This is a genomic window from Bacillus sp. FJAT-27445 (assembly GCF_001510665.1).
In the GTDB taxonomy this organism is placed as follows: Bacteria; Bacillota; Bacilli; order Bacillales; family Cytobacillaceae; genus Bacillus_D.
In genome coordinates, this window is record NZ_LMTI01000003.1 from 688,566 (window position 1) to 704,793 (window position 16,228).

Annotated in this window: 14 protein-coding genes; 6 read left to right on the forward strand and 8 right to left on the reverse strand. The window is 46.9% G+C overall.

What is annotated here, in order from left to right; all coding sequences use genetic code 11:
* Positions 1 to 45: 45 nt before the first annotated feature.
* The 4 genes from AR337_RS11700 (at position 46) to AR337_RS11715 (ending at position 4,572) form a co-directional block, all read left to right on the forward strand.
* Positions 46 to 753, forward strand: a complete 708-nt coding sequence (locus AR337_RS11700) for a Crp/Fnr family transcriptional regulator (RefSeq protein ID WP_059172171.1) — start codon at positions 46 to 48, stop codon at positions 751 to 753.
* Positions 754 to 1,241: 488 nt separating this feature from the next.
* Positions 1,242 to 1,940 (forward strand): response regulator transcription factor, encoded by a 699-nt coding sequence (locus AR337_RS11705; RefSeq protein ID WP_059172172.1) that lies wholly within the window; start codon positions 1,242 to 1,244, stop codon positions 1,938 to 1,940.
* Positions 1,933 to 3,306 carry an ATP-binding protein gene (locus tag AR337_RS11710; protein ID WP_059172173.1) on the forward strand — a complete coding sequence of 458 codons (1,374 nt, stop codon included), beginning with the start codon at positions 1,933 to 1,935 and terminating at the stop codon, positions 3,304 to 3,306. Before AR337_RS11705 ends, AR337_RS11710 begins: the two co-directional genes overlap by 8 nt.
* 198 nt (positions 3,307 to 3,504) lie before the next feature.
* A complete protein-coding gene (locus tag AR337_RS11715) occupies positions 3,505 to 4,572 on the forward strand; it encodes a diguanylate cyclase (RefSeq protein ID WP_059172174.1) in 1,068 nt (355 codons plus the stop codon).
* 388 nt (positions 4,573 to 4,960) lie between these two features.
* Here the strand turns inward: AR337_RS11715 and AR337_RS11720 are convergent, their stop codons facing one another.
* From AR337_RS11720 to AR337_RS11735, 4 genes are all read right to left on the reverse strand, one after another.
* Positions 4,961 to 5,695, reverse strand: coding sequence for an ABC transporter ATP-binding protein (locus AR337_RS11720; protein ID WP_059172175.1), 735 nt, complete (start codon positions 5,693 to 5,695; stop codon positions 4,961 to 4,963).
* Positions 5,692 to 6,390, reverse strand: a complete 699-nt coding sequence (locus AR337_RS11725) for an ABC transporter permease (protein WP_059172249.1) — start codon at positions 6,388 to 6,390, stop codon at positions 5,692 to 5,694. Before AR337_RS11725 ends, AR337_RS11720 begins: the two co-directional genes overlap by 4 nt.
* 314 nt (positions 6,391 to 6,704) lie before the next feature.
* Positions 6,705 to 7,571 (reverse strand): substrate-binding domain-containing protein, encoded by an 867-nt coding sequence (locus AR337_RS11730; protein ID WP_059172176.1) that lies wholly within the window; start codon positions 7,569 to 7,571, stop codon positions 6,705 to 6,707.
* A complete protein-coding gene (locus AR337_RS11735; RefSeq protein WP_059172177.1) occupies positions 7,564 to 8,511 on the reverse strand; it encodes a helix-turn-helix transcriptional regulator in 948 nt (315 codons plus the stop codon). Before AR337_RS11735 ends, AR337_RS11730 begins: the two co-directional genes overlap by 8 nt.
* Positions 8,512 to 8,828: 317 nt before the next feature.
* Between AR337_RS11735 and AR337_RS11740 the strand changes: the two genes are divergently transcribed.
* Positions 8,829 to 9,494, forward strand: a complete 666-nt coding sequence (locus AR337_RS11740; RefSeq protein WP_059172178.1) for an FMN-dependent NADH-azoreductase — start codon at positions 8,829 to 8,831, stop codon at positions 9,492 to 9,494.
* A gap of 374 nt (positions 9,495 to 9,868) precedes the next feature.
* Here AR337_RS11740 and AR337_RS11745 read toward each other — a convergent pair whose 3' ends face one another.
* Positions 9,869 to 10,651 (reverse strand): undecaprenyl-diphosphate phosphatase, encoded by a 783-nt coding sequence (locus AR337_RS11745; RefSeq protein WP_059172179.1) that lies wholly within the window; start codon positions 10,649 to 10,651, stop codon positions 9,869 to 9,871.
* 601 nt (positions 10,652 to 11,252) lie between these two features.
* Between AR337_RS11745 and AR337_RS11755 the strand changes: the two genes are divergently transcribed.
* The gene (locus tag AR337_RS11755) at positions 11,253 to 12,413 is read left to right on the forward strand and encodes an FtsW/RodA/SpoVE family cell cycle protein (protein ID WP_059172181.1); all 1,161 of its coding nucleotides are present in this window, start codon (positions 11,253 to 11,255) and stop codon (positions 12,411 to 12,413) included.
* 78 nt (positions 12,414 to 12,491) lie between these two features.
* Here the strand turns inward: AR337_RS11755 and AR337_RS11760 are convergent, their stop codons facing one another.
* From AR337_RS11760 to AR337_RS11770, 3 genes are read right to left on the reverse strand one after another with little or no spacing between them, the layout of a single operon-like run.
* Positions 12,492 to 13,571, reverse strand: coding sequence for a Ger(x)C family spore germination protein (locus AR337_RS11760; protein ID WP_059172182.1), 1,080 nt, complete (start codon positions 13,569 to 13,571; stop codon positions 12,492 to 12,494).
* Positions 13,558 to 14,655 carry a GerAB/ArcD/ProY family transporter gene (locus AR337_RS11765; RefSeq protein WP_059172183.1) on the reverse strand — a complete coding sequence of 366 codons (1,098 nt, stop codon included), beginning with the start codon at positions 14,653 to 14,655 and terminating at the stop codon, positions 13,558 to 13,560. The genes AR337_RS11760 and AR337_RS11765 overlap by 14 nt, the downstream gene beginning before the upstream one ends.
* A gap of 14 nt (positions 14,656 to 14,669) precedes the next feature.
* The gene (locus tag AR337_RS11770) at positions 14,670 to 16,148 is read right to left on the reverse strand and encodes a spore germination protein (protein WP_059172184.1); all 1,479 of its coding nucleotides are present in this window, start codon (positions 16,146 to 16,148) and stop codon (positions 14,670 to 14,672) included.
* Between the last annotated feature and the right edge of the window lie 80 nt (positions 16,149 to 16,228).

A 16,228-nucleotide genomic window follows, 5' to 3' on the forward strand; every position in this document is an offset into this window, starting at 1 on the left:
TTAATTTCAATGAGTGCTGAAAGGCCGGAGAAAGGAGGAGATACAGTGGAAGCAAGAGAGCAAGGCGATTGCGGCCATCTGGCAATGGGGATTCACAGAGCGTGTGTATCACTCGTGCCAATTTTCAACCATTTGGAAGAGGAGCAAATGAAGGAAATTATGGAAGTGGCTCGCTCGATTTCGTTTAAAAAAGGGGAACTCATTTACCAGGCGGGAAGCAGTTCAACTTCTCTTTTCATCGTAAGCAAAGGGAAAATCCGGATTTTTAGGCTGTCGGAATCGGGACGGGAGCAGCTTGTCCGTATCCTTTACGCCGGTGACTTCAGTGGGGAGCTTGCCCTTTTCAGTGAATCGATCCACGAGTCGTTTGCTGAAGCAATGGAGGATACACAAGTCTGCTTGATCAGGCGCGAGGATCTTCAGGAGCTTTTGCTGAAATACCCATCCATTTCCCTTAAAATACTGGCTGAGTTTTCGAACCGCCTGGGGCAATCCGAAAAGCAGAGCGCCCGGTTCGCAACAGAGAAGGTGGAAACACGGATTGCACTCTTCCTTGCAGAGTGCCTGAAGGCTGAAAGCGGGCAGCAGGAAATTGTGCTGCCGATGAGTAAAAAAGACCTCGCCTCTTATCTCGGGACCACCCCTGAAACGATTTCCCGCAAGTTGGCTGAGTTAGAAGGCGCGGGAATTATTAAACAAAAGCCGCGCCGAAAAATTGAAATACTCGACTTGGACGGCCTTCTTCTCGTTTAAAAGATTAAGGTGAAATAGCTTATTAAAATAGAGTGCCTGGCACCAAAGTCGGAAAAAATATCCGACGAGTGTGCCAGGCCAATTTTTATGGCAAAAAAAATTGGGTGCCCGCGTCGCAGGCACCCGTATTATTAAAGGGAGGTTAATTAAGGGTAAAGCTAGATAGTTCAAACTTAAACTTGGTAAAACAGTTGTTCATTCAGTCATGCGTATTCGAGAAATCTGATTTGCCCTGCCGGTTCCCGTTTCCTGCTGTCATGGCCCCACCATGTGGCATTCCGCTGGTTCCTTCCGGCATTTCAGGATGGTTTTCCTGAAGTTACTGGTTCGTCCGAGGCTTTTCACCTCTCTTAACCACACCCCTATCATAAAAAAAGAGAATGTAGATGGTATGAAGAAGTTATGTGGTTTTTGTGAAGATGAAAATTGTTCAAATTTGACAGGCGAATTAGATGGTATGATGGAAGTGGCGGAAGGAGTGCATATTTATGGTGAAAATTCTGATTGTTGATGATGAAAAAAGAATTATTGAAGTGCTCGAGGCCTACCTTGAACGGGAAGGGTACGCCATTGCTACAGCTGACAACGGGGTCGATGCGCTTAAGAAAGCGCGCTCGGAAAATCCCGATTTAATGATATTGGATTTGATGCTACCGGATATTTCCGGCGAGGAAGTGTGCCGGCTTGTAAGGAAGGAATCAGAAGTGCCGATTTTGATGCTCACAGCGAAATCGGGCGAGGATGACAAAATCAACGGGATTTTGATGGGAGCGGATGATTATGTGACGAAGCCTTTCTCGCCCCGCGAAGTCGTCGTCAGGGTCCAGGCGATTTTACGCCGGTCTAAGAAGCCGGTTGAAAAGACGGACAAACTAAACTTCAAAGGCGGGCTATCAATTGATACCGGGAAGAAGGAAGTAACCATAAACGGGGAACTGATCAGCCTGACCCCGATTGAATATAAGCTTTTGACAAATATGGCCGAAAATCCGGGCAGGGTGTATAGCCGGATGGATTTACTGGAAAAAATTCAGGACGAGGGCATGTTTTATGAGGGTTATGAACGGAGCGTAGATACACATATCAAAAATCTCCGCAAAAAAATCGAACTGGATTCCAGGCAGCCGCAGTTTGTAGTAACGGTTTTCGGGATGGGCTACAAATTCGGGGGCGCGCCGAATGCTTAAGACGCTGAGGGCGAAACTGCTTTTTTACATCCTGTTTGTATCCATGGTGGGAATTGTGCTCGTCAGCATTTTTATCCAGTGGGGATTTGATAAAAGTTTTAACAATTATCTGGAGCGGAACCGCGAGCAAAAGATTGAGAGGATAGTCAATCTTGTAAAATCGGAGTATCAGAGAAATCAAAACTTTGTAAATGAACAGACTTTGAGGCTGATGCATGAATACGCGCTGACGGAGCAGCTTTATTTTCAGGTGAAAGATATGCAGGGACACGCTCCCTGGGATACATCACGGCTTCGAAATATTATGAATAACATGGGGATCGCCGTTCCTGAAAATAGGGAGGGATGGCTATCCAAGTCGTATCCTCTAGTCGTTGACAATAAAACAGTTGGCGAAGTGGTCGCGATTTATCCTCGAGGTTTTATCAAGGATGAATCGACCTTCTTGCAGACAATTCAGCTATATATTTACGGTGCTGTGTGCCTGACCGTCATAATAGCCATTATCTTTTCAATGATTTTTTCAAAAACGCTGACGTCAGGCCTGAAAAAGCTCCAGTTTGCGGCAAACCAGCTCCAGAACCATAACCTTGGCATCCGCATTCCGCTAAGGGGGCTGCCTGAAGAGGTGAAGCAGCTGGCGATTTCGTTCAATAACCTCGCCGAATCGCTCTCAAAAGAGGAAATGCTTCGCAAGCAATTTACAGGTGATCTTGCCCATGAACTGAGGACGCCGCTCGCCACCCTGCGCAGCCAAATTGAAGCGTTCCAGGACGGCATTTGGGAGCCAACCCCGCAAAGGCTTGAGGCTAGCCATGAAGAATTGATGCGGCTTGTCCGGCTGGTGAATGAATTGGAAAAACTGCTTGCCGCGGAAAATCCGCAGATCCATCTTGAAATGACAATGCTTGAAGCTGGCGCAGTCGTTGCCTTGCTTCGGGACATGTTCCTGCCTGCTTTCACCAACAAGGGAGTCCAGCTTGTTTGCAGCCTCCCTGAGAAGGAAGAATGGTTTTATGGAGACAAGGACAAGGTCATGCAAATCCTTTCGAATGTCATTAACAACGCGTTGAAGTATACGCCGGAAGGAAAGCAGGTTACCCTTTCTGTGACAGGGGTAAACGAATACTCGGTCGGCTTCATCGTTGGGGATGAGGGAGCGGGGATTGCGGAGGATGACATTCCGCATATTTTCGAACGTTTTTACCGAGGCGATAAATCGCGCGACCGAAAGACGGGCGGCGCAGGAATCGGGCTTTCTATCGTTAAGGCGCTTATGGATGCCCACAAAGGCAGCATCCAGGTGAAAAGCCGGTTGAATAAAGGCACCTCGATGACGTTATGGTTTCCACGGGAAGAAGAGTAGCTGACGCGTATCAAAGATAGACAAACCACTCCGATGGTTGGGAGTGGTTTTTTTGCATTTTCATGAGGTTTCAAACTGTCAGCAGATTCATATATAAATTTTCCTACTAGATTTTGTCAAAAATATATAGAAAATGTCGATAACCTCTTCGAATTGGAAAAATTATGTTGTAAAATAGAGTCGAAGAGAGGAGTATTTATGTATAAAGACCTAATATCCAATATTGCTATTGTAATATCATCCCTGGCAATTTCAGGCCAGCTGTTCAAGCTAAAGCCGATGGATGCCAACATGAAAACCAAGTTGCTTGGGGGCTTAGGCGCAGGCAGCCTGGGTTCGCTGCTCATGTTTTTTTCTGTAAAAATGACGGATCATCTCATTCTTGACTTCCGCAACTTTGCAATTATCATTTCAACGCTTTATGGCGGTTGGATAAGCGGGCTGACAGCAGCGGCCATTATCATACTTAACAGGCTCACGTTTTTCGGTGTGAACCCCTCGTCGCTCACGGCCAGTTTTGTCATCCTGTTGCTCGTATTCATATCTTCCTATATTAGAAACCGGAAATTGTCGGCATTTACTAAGTTTCTAACGGTAAATTTGCTTAATATAGTCTTATTTTCAATTGCAATCATTTTACTAGTAAAAGATTTTGACCTTAGGTACACCTTAATTCTTTATTACAGCTCTTTTTCGCTTTTAGGCGGATTCATCATTGCCTGGCTTTGCGATTATATCGTCCGTTCCAATCAAAATTTTCGTAAGCTTCAGGAGACTGCTTCAACTGACTTCCTCACCGGGCTTAGCAATGTCCGGCAATTTGACGTGATTTGGAACCGGAAAGTATCTGCTGCCAAGCAAACCGGAGAACCGTTGTCCCTGTTGGCCATTGATATCGATCATTTTAAATCGATCAACGACAGGTACGGCCATCCGGATGGAGATAAAATCCTGAAGCAGTTGGGTGAAATTTTAAACGCCTCCGCAGGGAATCGGGGTATTGCGGCAAGAAATGGCGGGGAGGAATTCTCAATGATTCTGCCGAATACCTCTGAAATTTTCGCAAAAGAAATAGCCGAAGAAGTCAGGAAGAAAGTGGAGACTTATCCGTTTGCCATCTCGGGGGAATCAAGGATTCACATCACGGTATCCATTGGAATAGCCACTTACCCGGACACCACCACTGCTATAGACTACCTGCTCAAAAAAGCCGATGATTCACTATACCGCGCCAAAAATGAGGGCAGGAACCGGGTCTGCGCGTAAGTTCCTATTAAGAAATTTCCAATAGCACCAATTGCGCAAAATTCGCCAGCGTCTTACTTTTTTAAAAAAGCCACTCCGATACGGTCGAAGTGGCTTTTACTGTCATTGGTGCCCGTTGTTCACGAAACCACAAGGAATGCTTTTTGAAAACAACTGCCAGCAGCTGTTGAAAAGTGTGTAAACACGGCTAAAAGAGGTCCAACCCACCCCCTTATCCACAATATGCCGTTCCCCATACAGTTTTTTTATCCCCATATATAACTCTTTCTGTCCACAATTCCACAGCCAAAACATGCTTATCCCCAGAAAAAACAAAAACCACCACTTTTACGAAGGGTGGTATCCACAAAATTATTGATATCCACATGTGGATGAATGGCCAGCAACTCTACACACTATACCTTTTCCAAACCTCAAGAAATCCGGCAGCCGCTTCATTTGGCGCAGCCAGTACATCCATAGTTTTGCCTGCTTGCTTTATTTCGCCGCCGGCCATGACGGCTAGCTTGGTTGTCAAAAATTTCACTTCCATCAAGTCGTGGCTTACGAACATCGCCGTGGTGCCTGACCCAGCGAAGATTTCGCGGAAATCCTCCATCAGCTTGATTTTGGTAGGAAAGTCGAGTGCGGAAAAAGGCTCGTCTAAAAACAAAATTTCCGGTTCGATGATCATTGCCCGCGCCAGTGATACACGCTGAGCCTCGCCTCCTGACAGAAAGCGGGCGTTTTTTCGGGCCAGGTGGCTGATCTGGAACCGGTCCATCCACAGCTCGACCCGGCTCCCAATCTCCCCGCGCGGAACTTTCCTGAGCTTCAGCCCGACCCCGATATTTTGCGCAACCGTCGTATCAAGGAGCAATGGCTGCTGCAGCGCGATTGAAAATTTCCGCCTTAGCTCAAGCGCGGCTCCTCCCGCAGGAACAGGCTCGCCCCGATATGAAATCGTCCCGGCCGCCGGCGCTTCAAGGAAGGAAGCGATTTTCAAAAACGTACTTTTTCCGGCTCCATTCGGACCCATCACACCGAGGAAATCACCGCCGGAGATTGAAAACTCGGGGATGTCGAGAGCTTTTCTTTTACCGAAATAATGCTTAATACCTTGAAAGTGCAGGTATGGATTCATAGCGGCCGCTTCCTTTGCTGGAGTGTTGTCAGGAAAAAAGTGATCATAAATGCCAGAGTCATCAGGATGAACGACAAGGCGATAGCGACGTCGAAGTTGCCCTTCGAAACCTCCATTACGATCGATGTGGTCAGGATGCGCGTGTCGCCCTTAATGTTTCCGCCGACCATCATCGCGGCGCCGACCTCGGCAATGACGCGCCCAAAACCAGCCATGATCGCGGCGAGGATGGCAATTTTCGCCTCTTTCAGAAGGAGCCAGAGCGATTGTGCTTTCGTCGCGCCAAGGGCTTTTATTTGTAAAAGAAGCTTAGGGTCAAGCGCCTGGAATGCGGATGCAGTCAGACCGGTCACGATTGGGAGCGACACGAGAATTTGCGCCATCACGATGGCGGCCGGCGAATAGAGGAGCGACAGGTCTCCGAGCGGCCCGGAGCGCCAGAGCATGATCGTGATGGTTAGCCCCGCTACGACAGGCGGCAACCCCATGCCAATGTTGATGAACACCATCAACAATCTTCTTCCCGGGAACCTGGCGAGCCCGACGAACATCCCAAACGGAATGCCGATAAGCGTGCTGACCAAAATCGACAGGAAGCACACCCGTAGCGTGAGCATTGTAATCTCGAATATCTCCCTATCCCCGGACAGGATCATCTCTATTGCTTTTAAAAAACCATCAACAATCAAATCCATCGCAGCCAGGCCTTTCATGTATGGTGAAGTAATTAGATGCCATTGTGTAAAGTGCTTTTTCAAAAACAAGCTTCTATTCCATTAAACTACAAAACTATCTTAAATTAAAATAGGGTTGCCCCCGTCCTTGGCGAAAACGGGGGCCAGTTAAGTAAGGGAACTCTATAGAAACAGGAAGGGAATCCTGTTTGCTACCAATTTCGGTTTCTTGCATCAAGCTGATCGGCGGAGTGAAAATGCTGAAGGCCGTACCCTGATTGCTGGTAACCATGGGCATTTAAATTTGCATTGCAATCCGCCTGTTGTCGGCCAACTTACTCTGTATACTTGAAGAACAGCGACTGGCCGTATTTGTCTTTGCCGAATTCTTCAATCATATCCTGGGTTTTGCTGTCAACCATGAACTCAACGAACTGCTCGCCGCCCTTCGCATTGACCTTGTCGTGTTTTTCAGGGTTAACCTGCATGACGTGGTAAATGTTCTGTAAGTCGGGATCGCCCTCTACGACAACTTCGAAGCCGTGCAAATTTTTCTCCTGGGCCAGGTAGGTTGCCCGGTCAGTCAGTGTATAGCCTTGTTTTTCAGAGGCGATTTGCAAGGTCGGCCCCATTCCCTGGCCGCTTTCAACATAGCTGTCGCCTGCCGGGGTAGCTGAAATGGATTTCCAGATGCCGAGTTCTTTTTTATGTGTGCCCGAATCGTCGCCGCGGGAGACGAAAATAGCTTTGGATTCAGCCAGTTTCTTGAATGCGTCCTTCGTTGGCAAGCCTTTGATTCTTGCCGGGTCGCTGGATGGGCCTACGATGATGAAGTCATTGTACATGACGCGTTTGCGGTTGATCGCATCGCCGGCATCGACAACAGTCTGTTCGGCATCAGGGGCGTGGACGAGGAGGACATCCGCTTCGCCTTTCGTGCCCATTTCAAGCGCCTGGCCAGTCCCAACGGCAATTGTTTTTACCTCTGCGTTATACTTTTCTTCAAAAACAGGAATGAGGACATCGAGGAGGCCGCTGTCCTGGGTGCTTGTCGTTGTGGCAAGAATGATTTCCTGTGGCGGTTCTGCCGCTTTTTCCTTATCAGCCGGCTTCTTTTCGGCGGTTGTTCCTGAGCTGGAGCAAGCGGATAACAGAAGCAGGAAAGCGATCATTAGTACGGAAAGATAGCGATTTTTAAACATTAACAGATTCCTCCGATTGAGTGGGTTCGTAAATCATTGTGCCGAGTTCGCTGATGTCATATCCTTCAAGGTTTGAAAGGCTTTGTTTAAATTCTTCCGATTGTAAAAATAACCTCAGTTTCCCGAGTGTTTCCCGGTTTTCCTCCGTCCATCGGAACACAAGGTCGAATTGCTCCTTCGCGACAGGAATGAAGTCAAGGCCAAGATGGCTTGCGGCTGATCGGATCCCGAATGCGGTATCCGCGGTGCCCCTGCTGATGTGGGAGGCGGTGGAAAGATGTGTCCATTCCTCATTCTCATAACCGTTAATATCGGTGGGAACGATGCCGTTAGCAAGGAGCTTCGAGTCTAGCAGGAATCGGGTTCCCGAGCCTTTTTGCCGGTTAATAAAGCGGATATCCTTCCGGGCAAGGTCGCTGAAGCCGCATACGCCCTTCGGATTTCCTTTTGCGACAATAAAGCCCTGCTCCCGGGAAGCAAGCCGCATGACACTGATTGTTTCATAGACGAATAGCTGGTGAATGAACGGCAGATTGTATTGCTGCGAGGCCGGATCGAGCAAATGCATCGCGGCAATATCCGCCTGCCCGCGGTATAGCATCATCAGGCCTTCAAGGCTGCCTATGTACGTTGGCTGAATTTGAAGTCCCTGCGCTGTGGCAGTTTCCTTAACGAGGTGCTCGACGAGGAAATCGTGGCTTCCGGCTAGGCGCGCCTGGATTTGCCTGCTTGATTCCTGCTGTGGCTGTTCGGAGGCTGGCTTTCGGGCCGGCGCCTTCATGCTGTCCTTGTAGCGCTCAATTTCATCGTGCTCGATGCGCATCTTATTGCCAATTTTGAATGCGTGAAGCTCGCCGCGCTTGATCATCTCGTAAACTGTGTGTTTGGAAATCTGGAAAATCCGGGCGACCTCATCTGGCGTATACGCTTTCAATTCCACGAAAGAGCCTCCTCTTTATTTTAGGTAAATGGCTTTTCTGCCAAAGGATAAAATCTGATAGTTTCATAGTAAACGATTTCCAATGCAAGTGGAAGTGAGTTTTGTTGCATTTTGTTAAGTTTCATTAAGTTTCATTAAGTTTCATCAAGTTTTGTTTAGTCGTGCGTGCTTTTCTAGCGGCAATGAATGGCTGTTGAAGAAATTTTGGAAGGACATTCACATAATCTCCACAAACGTCACCGATTGTTCAACGACTCACAGATGAGTTTTACTGTACTATGGAAGAGAGTCATTTTGTATATAAGGAAGGGATGTTTATGGCAAAGCTTCTTTACGTAACCGCGACACCGAAGACCGACAGCAAACTTTCAAAAGGGATGCAGCTTGGCGAGGCGTTTCTAGATGCCTTCAAGCAGGAGCAGCCGGATGTTGAAATTACACATATGCACCTTTACGATATGGATATCCCGGTCATCGATATGGATATGCTCTATGCAAGAGCGAAACTGAGCTTCATGGGCAAGAAGATGGAGGATTTGAGCGAAGGGGAGAGAAAGCAAGTCACCGATATGCATGCACTCGCCGACCGCTTCATTGACAACGATTACTATGTATTTGTATCGCCGATTTGGAATTTGGGATCACCGGCAATTTTAAAAGCATTTATGGATAACCTGTTTATCGCAGGCAAAACGTTTGATCCGGACCCTGGTAACCGGCATGGGCTGCTGACGGGAAGGAAGGCCATCCATCTGCAGACGCGCGGTGGCGTCTATTCCGAAGGACCATTGAAGGATTTCAACTTCGGTGACCAGTACCTGACAACCGCGCTAAGATTCTTGGGGATGGAAGTACTGCCGACCGTTTATGCGGAAGGCGTCGACCACTTCCCGAAAGAAGTCCCGGCCATCATGGCCGCAGCCAAGGAACGCGCCGCCGAAGCCGCACGTGAAATGGCAAGAGGGATGGTCACAGTAGAATAAAGGAAAGCACCTATGTGAAAAACAGCATACTAATTTGAAATAAAAGGCTTAGAGTAGGATTTTTCCCGCTCCTAAGCCTTTTTATTGAATCCTCTCATTAATGTTTTCCCAGCCTTCAGTACCATTTCCTGCAATCCTATACCCGCTATTTCCTGGGAAATTTGTCGTTCCACGGCAATTTTAATGTCGAGCACTTTATTTGGAAAAACAGAAACTGAACCGGTATTCCCCTCGACCATTGTTGCGCAACAAATAAATCAATATTATTGGGGGTTAATTAAAATGGCTGTACGGTTTCAATAAACAAAAAGCTTTGTCTTGTTTCTTTTTAAAAAACACCCGCCCAGGCCCTGGACGGGTGTTCCGCTTTGAAATTAAAATTTCCCTGTAAATTGAAAGAACAGGACGGCAACGCCCAAAACCCATACATAAATGGCGAATGGTTTCAGGGAGTGGTTCTTTAGGTAGCCAATCATCCACTTTACAGCGATATAGCCAAAGATCGCTGAGGAAATGATTCCGATAGTAAGTGCGGAAAGCGATATTGTCTCAGCGCCGCCTCCCATCAGGTCAAAGGACTGGAGGATGACCGCTCCAACAATTGCCGGAGTGGACAGGAGGAACGAGAAATAGGCTGCAGTTTCGCGGTCAAGCTTTCTCCACAGCGCGGCAACAATCGTAAAGCCGGAGCGGGAAATCGCCGGCATGATTGCGGCTGCCTGGAAGAGTCCGATAATGAAGGAGTCTTTGTAGGTGATGTCCTCCATTTTCTTTTGGCCATTTTTAATCGTATCGGCCATCCAAAGAAACAGCCCCGTGATGAGGAATTCCCACCCGATGGTTGAGCCCGTTTTTGAAATTTCATCAATATAATCCTTCAACAAGAGGCCGACAACTACCGCGGGAATCGTTCCGACAGCGAGCAGCCAGGTGAGTTTGCCGAACGGGTTTTTAATGATTTTAAGAAACTCATGTCTGTAAAAAACGAATACCGCCACAAGGGTCCCGACGTGTAGCATCGTGTCAAGCAACAGCCCTGCTTCCTGGAGGCCAAACAAGTTCCGGCCCAGGTAGAGGTGGCCAGTTGAGCTGATCGGCAAAAATTCCGTCAATCCCTGAATCAGCCCCAGAATGAATGCTTCAATTTTCGTTAACATCGCGTACCTCCAAATTTCGTGGATAAAGTCTGTAGGCAGGGACGGTGCAATACGCTGGGCGGGAATTGCCATCCATGCCGGCTTGGTGAAAGCAACCTGTCCATCCATCTATGTATATGTTTAAAATGAATCCGATAGCCCTGAGTGAAACCCTATATAGGGAAAACTAAACAAGAATTTCCAGTGGCACCATTTCATTTTAGATTCCGTTCTGGATAGCCGTCAAGGAAAAATGTACGTAACGCCATCCAATCATACCGAGTTTGAGGAACCTCAATTGGAGGAAAAGGGAGGAAGGTTGATAAGGAAGTTGGCGCATAAGCCAATATTAGCCAGAATCGCTTTTATGTTGAGATTTCCTTCTGAAAAAAATATAATGAAGTATTGTAGCCGAACCGTTTTAAGCGGGATTTTTCTTTTAGATTTTTTCCGAAAAAGAGGTTCGTTTAAAAAAACTGCCACGCTTAAAAAGGATGAAAGCTTTTGGGTTCTGCCTTGTGCCATCCGTTAAATCAGCCAAGCGGGCAGCCAAACCATAAACGCACACTAAACGCCTTGATGTTCCCGCTGCGGGACGAGGCGAAGGAGAGCGCCACCAACTATGAAAAATACGACTAAAATTGATTATAATCTTGCACTCATCTTGCTCCTTCTCTTCATGGCCAGCTGCGTTGCCATCTACAGCGCGCAAAGTTCCGGCCAGTACCAAGGGAACTTTTTGCTCAAGCAGATTCTTTGGTACGCGGTAGGCTCAGGGATTATTGCCGCCGTTATTTCACTTGATTCCGATCAGCTGAAGAAAATAACCTGGTATGCTTACGGTTTTGGGCTAATTCTGCTTGTGCTCGTTGTGATTGCACCCGAATCGATCGCCCCGCGAATCAATGGGGCGAAATCGTGGTTCAGAGTCCCGGGGCTCGGGTCGCTTCAGCCTTCTGAATTCGTAAAGGTTTTCATCATTCTTGCTCTTTCAAGGCTAACTTGGGATCACCACCAGAAATATCCGGTTAAAACGACCGGCACCGACGTTATTCTTTTGGTGAAATTAGCCGCAGCGACATTTGTGCCGCTCGTTCTCGTCATGCAGCAGCCCGACCTCGGCACATCGCTAGTGTTCATAGCAATCCTGGTGGGGATGATCTTTATATCGGGCATCACGTGGAAACTGCTCGTCCCGATATTTGCGGGAGGACTTTCATTTACGGCTGCGATCCTGTATTTCGTCATCTGGAAGCCTGAATGGCTTGAAAAGTACCTTGGTGTACAGCCCTACCAGTTTGGGCGGATATACTCATGGCTCGACCCGTACAACTATCAAAGTTCAACCGGCTACCAGCTCACTCGCTCACTGCTTGCAATCGGGTCGGGGGAAACGGAAGGAAAGGGGTTTGGCAAGCTTCAGGTCTATTTGCCCGAAAGCCATACAGACTTCATATTCGCCGTGGTCGGGGAGCAATTCGGCTTTGTTGGCGCCAGTATTTTAATTTCGCTGTTCTTTTTACTCATTTATCACATTACAAAGGTAGGTATGGAGACAAAAAACAATTATTACACCTATCTCTGCGTTGGCGTCATCTCGATGATTACTTTCCACGTCTTCCAAAACATCGGCATGACCATCGGCCTTTTGCCAATCACCGGCATCCCGCTGCCCTTCGTCTCATATGGAGGCAGCTCGCTCATGGGCAATATGCTAGCCATCGCACTCATCTTTTCCATTCGCTACCATTACAAAAAATACATGTTCTCCACGAAAGAATAGGTGCCTGGACTTTCCTGGCACCTTTTTTTATGAATGGCGCTCGCCCAGGATAGACGCCTGGTATTCAAATCATCCCGTTTATTGAATGACCCCGCTTTCTACGATGTGGACTGTCGGTTTTATATTTACTTTCAAATTTTTGTAGTCTGTGTTTTTCCACTTTTTGTAGCTGAAGCCCCGGGTTTTTGATTGGACGAATTGTCCGAAGGCGAATGGATCGACCCCCTTTTGTTGAAATTGTTTGACAAGTTTCCCGGAATGCTGACCTATATCGTTTTCCAAGGCGCGTTCAATTTCACTTATGATTTTTTGGTTAAGTTGGTGGCCGGTATACTGAGGAACGTACCCCTTCACCTTAATATGGACATCGATCTCATAAGGATTTCGGCGGACTAATTTCTTTTTAAATTTCGTCTTTATGCTTTCAACCATAGCCTTATTTTTACCAAGAACCACCCTTTGGGTTCCCTCAGCGTAATTCCCGGTCATGATTTTGAAATAGAACATTTCATTTCGGGGAATTTTATCAACAACCTTTCCATCTTTTAAAAGAGCGATCCCGTTAAGCTGGACGGCTTTGTCGTCCTTTTTTTTGATAATGGGAAGGTATGCGGTTTTTCCTGTTTGATAAAAATCGGACATGAACAGATGCATATTCGTTTTCGGCATGTCTCTTGTCTTGATATTATGGTCGAGTAAATCAGAAATATATGAGGAGTTCCCCCTCTTTCCATAATCTCCTTCAAGTATCTCCTGGGCCTTTCCGTCAACAACTACCAAATATGCTTTCGTTCCGACTCCCGGGTCACGTTGGAGAGCGTCAAGAACTTGATAGATCCCTTTTTTTGCAAAATCCATCCCAAACAGTGCCACCTCCAAAGAGCCCCCTACAACCGGGTCCGAAGACATCTGATCAAAGTTGTTAAAAAGATCCCGTGTTGGCGAAGCTGAGGTAGTCAGGGTGTTATTTTCTACATTTTGGTCGGGCATATAGAACGGAATCAGAACTGTTCCGATGACTTTATCCCCTTCACCCTTATCATAGCCAATTCCGGTGACGAGCCGGACATCGTCAATAATCTCCGTTTGCGCGCATCCAGCTAAAAGAAACAAGGAGCAAAGCCAAACCTGGAAAATGGCCCATTTATTTTTTTTCATTGCCTTTCACCTTCCTAGCGATAAGAACTGCGATAAAAAGGAGGGGTAAATAACCGAAATTTAGAACGAATCCCGTTTTTCCTAAGAATGTAGTTAATACAGCCTCCTGTTCCCGGGATTGAATAAGGGTTAAAGAGATAAGGGTCACTACAGCAAGTACATAAACACTGTATCTCTGTTTTATATGAAAGGTACGCTTTAATATTCGTGAGGCAGCCCACAGGCCGATGCAAACAATCGGAAGGACGTTTAGTGCCCAGGTAGCAATTCCGATATATTCAAACCGCTCGATGAAAGGCATTTCCACAATTTTAAACATGGAGAGCGTTGCCCAAATCGTCCGTTGCAGCTGGCCTTCGGAATAATAGCCAAATGAAACCAAAGCGATGAAAACATATTGAATAGTTGTAAACAGAATCGCACGCTGCGCCCATTTATGCGAGGACTGGGGATTTTTAATAAAAGGATAGAAAACAAGCAGAGTCTCCCAGCCTAGATAGGTGAATGACATGTGTAACGCCGCAAGCCCTAAATCCTTAAATGAATGATCCAAAATAGGCAGCAAATCCGTGTAGTCGGAATAAGGAATCGTGTACAAGAAAACGAACAACAAATAAAAAGTCAAGACAATCCCGAAAAAAGCGATCCCAGTAATCGTCCTGAATCCGCCTTGAATGACGTAAATGGCCAGCAGGAGAAACGCAAGTCCAAACCAGAAGGTGCTAAAGCCGGGGAACATCCAAACCTGGACAATTTGAATAAAGCTCCTAAGCGAAACAATGGAAGTTAATATAAAATAAAGGATCAACGGAAGGCTGATTAATCTTCCGAGCAACTTGCCGAAAGTAAACTGATGAATGGAGACAATATCCCCCCCGGCAATTCCCGCCATTTTATAAACCATCCACACTAAAGGATGTATCGCAAGACCGCCGATTAAGACGGAAATCCAGGCATCGTAGCCCGCGTATTTGGCAATGATTCGCTGAAACCCGAGTACCCCAACCCCGAACTGCATTGCGTGAATGATGAAGAAAACGAGGAATGGGGAAACTTTTGCCTTATCCGGAACCATTTCAGACATTCCATCCACCCCTTCTAGTCGTCTATGTCTATCATTTCCCTTAGCTTCTTCATGTTTTTTGGATTGAAACGGAATGGATTTTTCGTACGTAAAAACAGCGGCCTGGTCTTCTCCGCTGGAAACGGGAACCGGATGAGAACATCCTTGTTATCGGCCAGCCGAGGCGGGTATAAAGGCTGAAGAAACGGCCTGTTCATGGAAGTAAGCCTAATTAAATGAGTTAGCAATATACAGAAGCAAAAGACTATGCCCAGCAATCCCCAAAACGAAGCAAACAGCAAAAATGGAAAGCGCAACAGCCGGATTGTATTGCCCATTTTGTAAACAGGCGTCGTAAATGAGGCGAGCCCTGCAAGTGCTACAAAAATGAGCAGGACGTTGCTCGTAAGACCCGCTTGAACCGAGGCTGTCCCAAGGACAATACCTCCTACAATACCGATTGTTTGGCCAACCTTTGTCGGGAGGCGGGCGCCGGCCTCGCGGAGCAGTTCAATTGTCAATTCGAGGAAAAGCGCCTCAAGGATCGGAGGAAATGGGATCACTCTCCTCGAACTGACTAGCGTATAAAGCAGGTCCTTTGGAATCAGTTCGTAATGATACGTCAGGACCGCGACATATACAGGAGTGATTAATACCGAAAACACGATTGAAAAAAAACGGATCATCCTAAAAAAGGTTGCGAGTATCCAGTTCAAGTAATAATCATCAAATGAGCTAAAAAACTCGCCAAGCGTTGTAGGCCCTATCAACGCATGCGGCGATCCATCGACAAGGACGGCGACTTTTCCTTCCGCAAGAATTGCAGCCACCCGGTCCGGCCGTTCCGTATCGAGAAGCTGTGGGAAAGGAGAATACGTATTATCTGAAACCAGCTGCACGACGTAGGAACTGTCGATAATCGCATCAAAATCGATTGCTTTTATCCGGTCCGTAATGGTTTTTACATTGTCAGGGTCGGTAATCCCATCAATATGAATAACAGAAACCCTTGTTTTTGTGAGCGAACCGATAATGATTTCCTCGATAACAAGTTCCTTAATCGGCAGACGCTTGCGGATCAGGTTTGTATTGACCACAATTGACTCCACAAACGCTTCCTTTGGCCCGATGACGCTGAATTCGACCTCGGGCGGGGAAATCGTACGAACATTGGCCTCTATCGTTTCAAAAAGGGCGAACTTCCCCGGGTCTGTCCCGACAGTCAAAAGAAGATAGCCTCTCAGCACCTTATCCTCAAGCTTATCCGGTTTGTCCAAAATCTCTATTCCAGTAATAGGCACCAATGCCGTCACATCATCAATAAACTCGAAGTGCCGTTCCAGCAGATAGGGAAGTATATTCCTCTGCACAATATTCTCGTCTACCAGAGTTGAAAAAAATGATATGTGGAACTTCACACCCGTCTTCCGATTCGAATATTCCTGCTGTACAAAATCATTCGACCGCAAAATAATCTCCGGAAGCGGCACCTCCACTCCAGTCTTCCGCCCCATCGCTTACACCTCCACAAAATCAACAAACTTATTATTTACCGGAAAAGGCAGTTTTATGAAAAGGAAAATAGAGTAGGAGC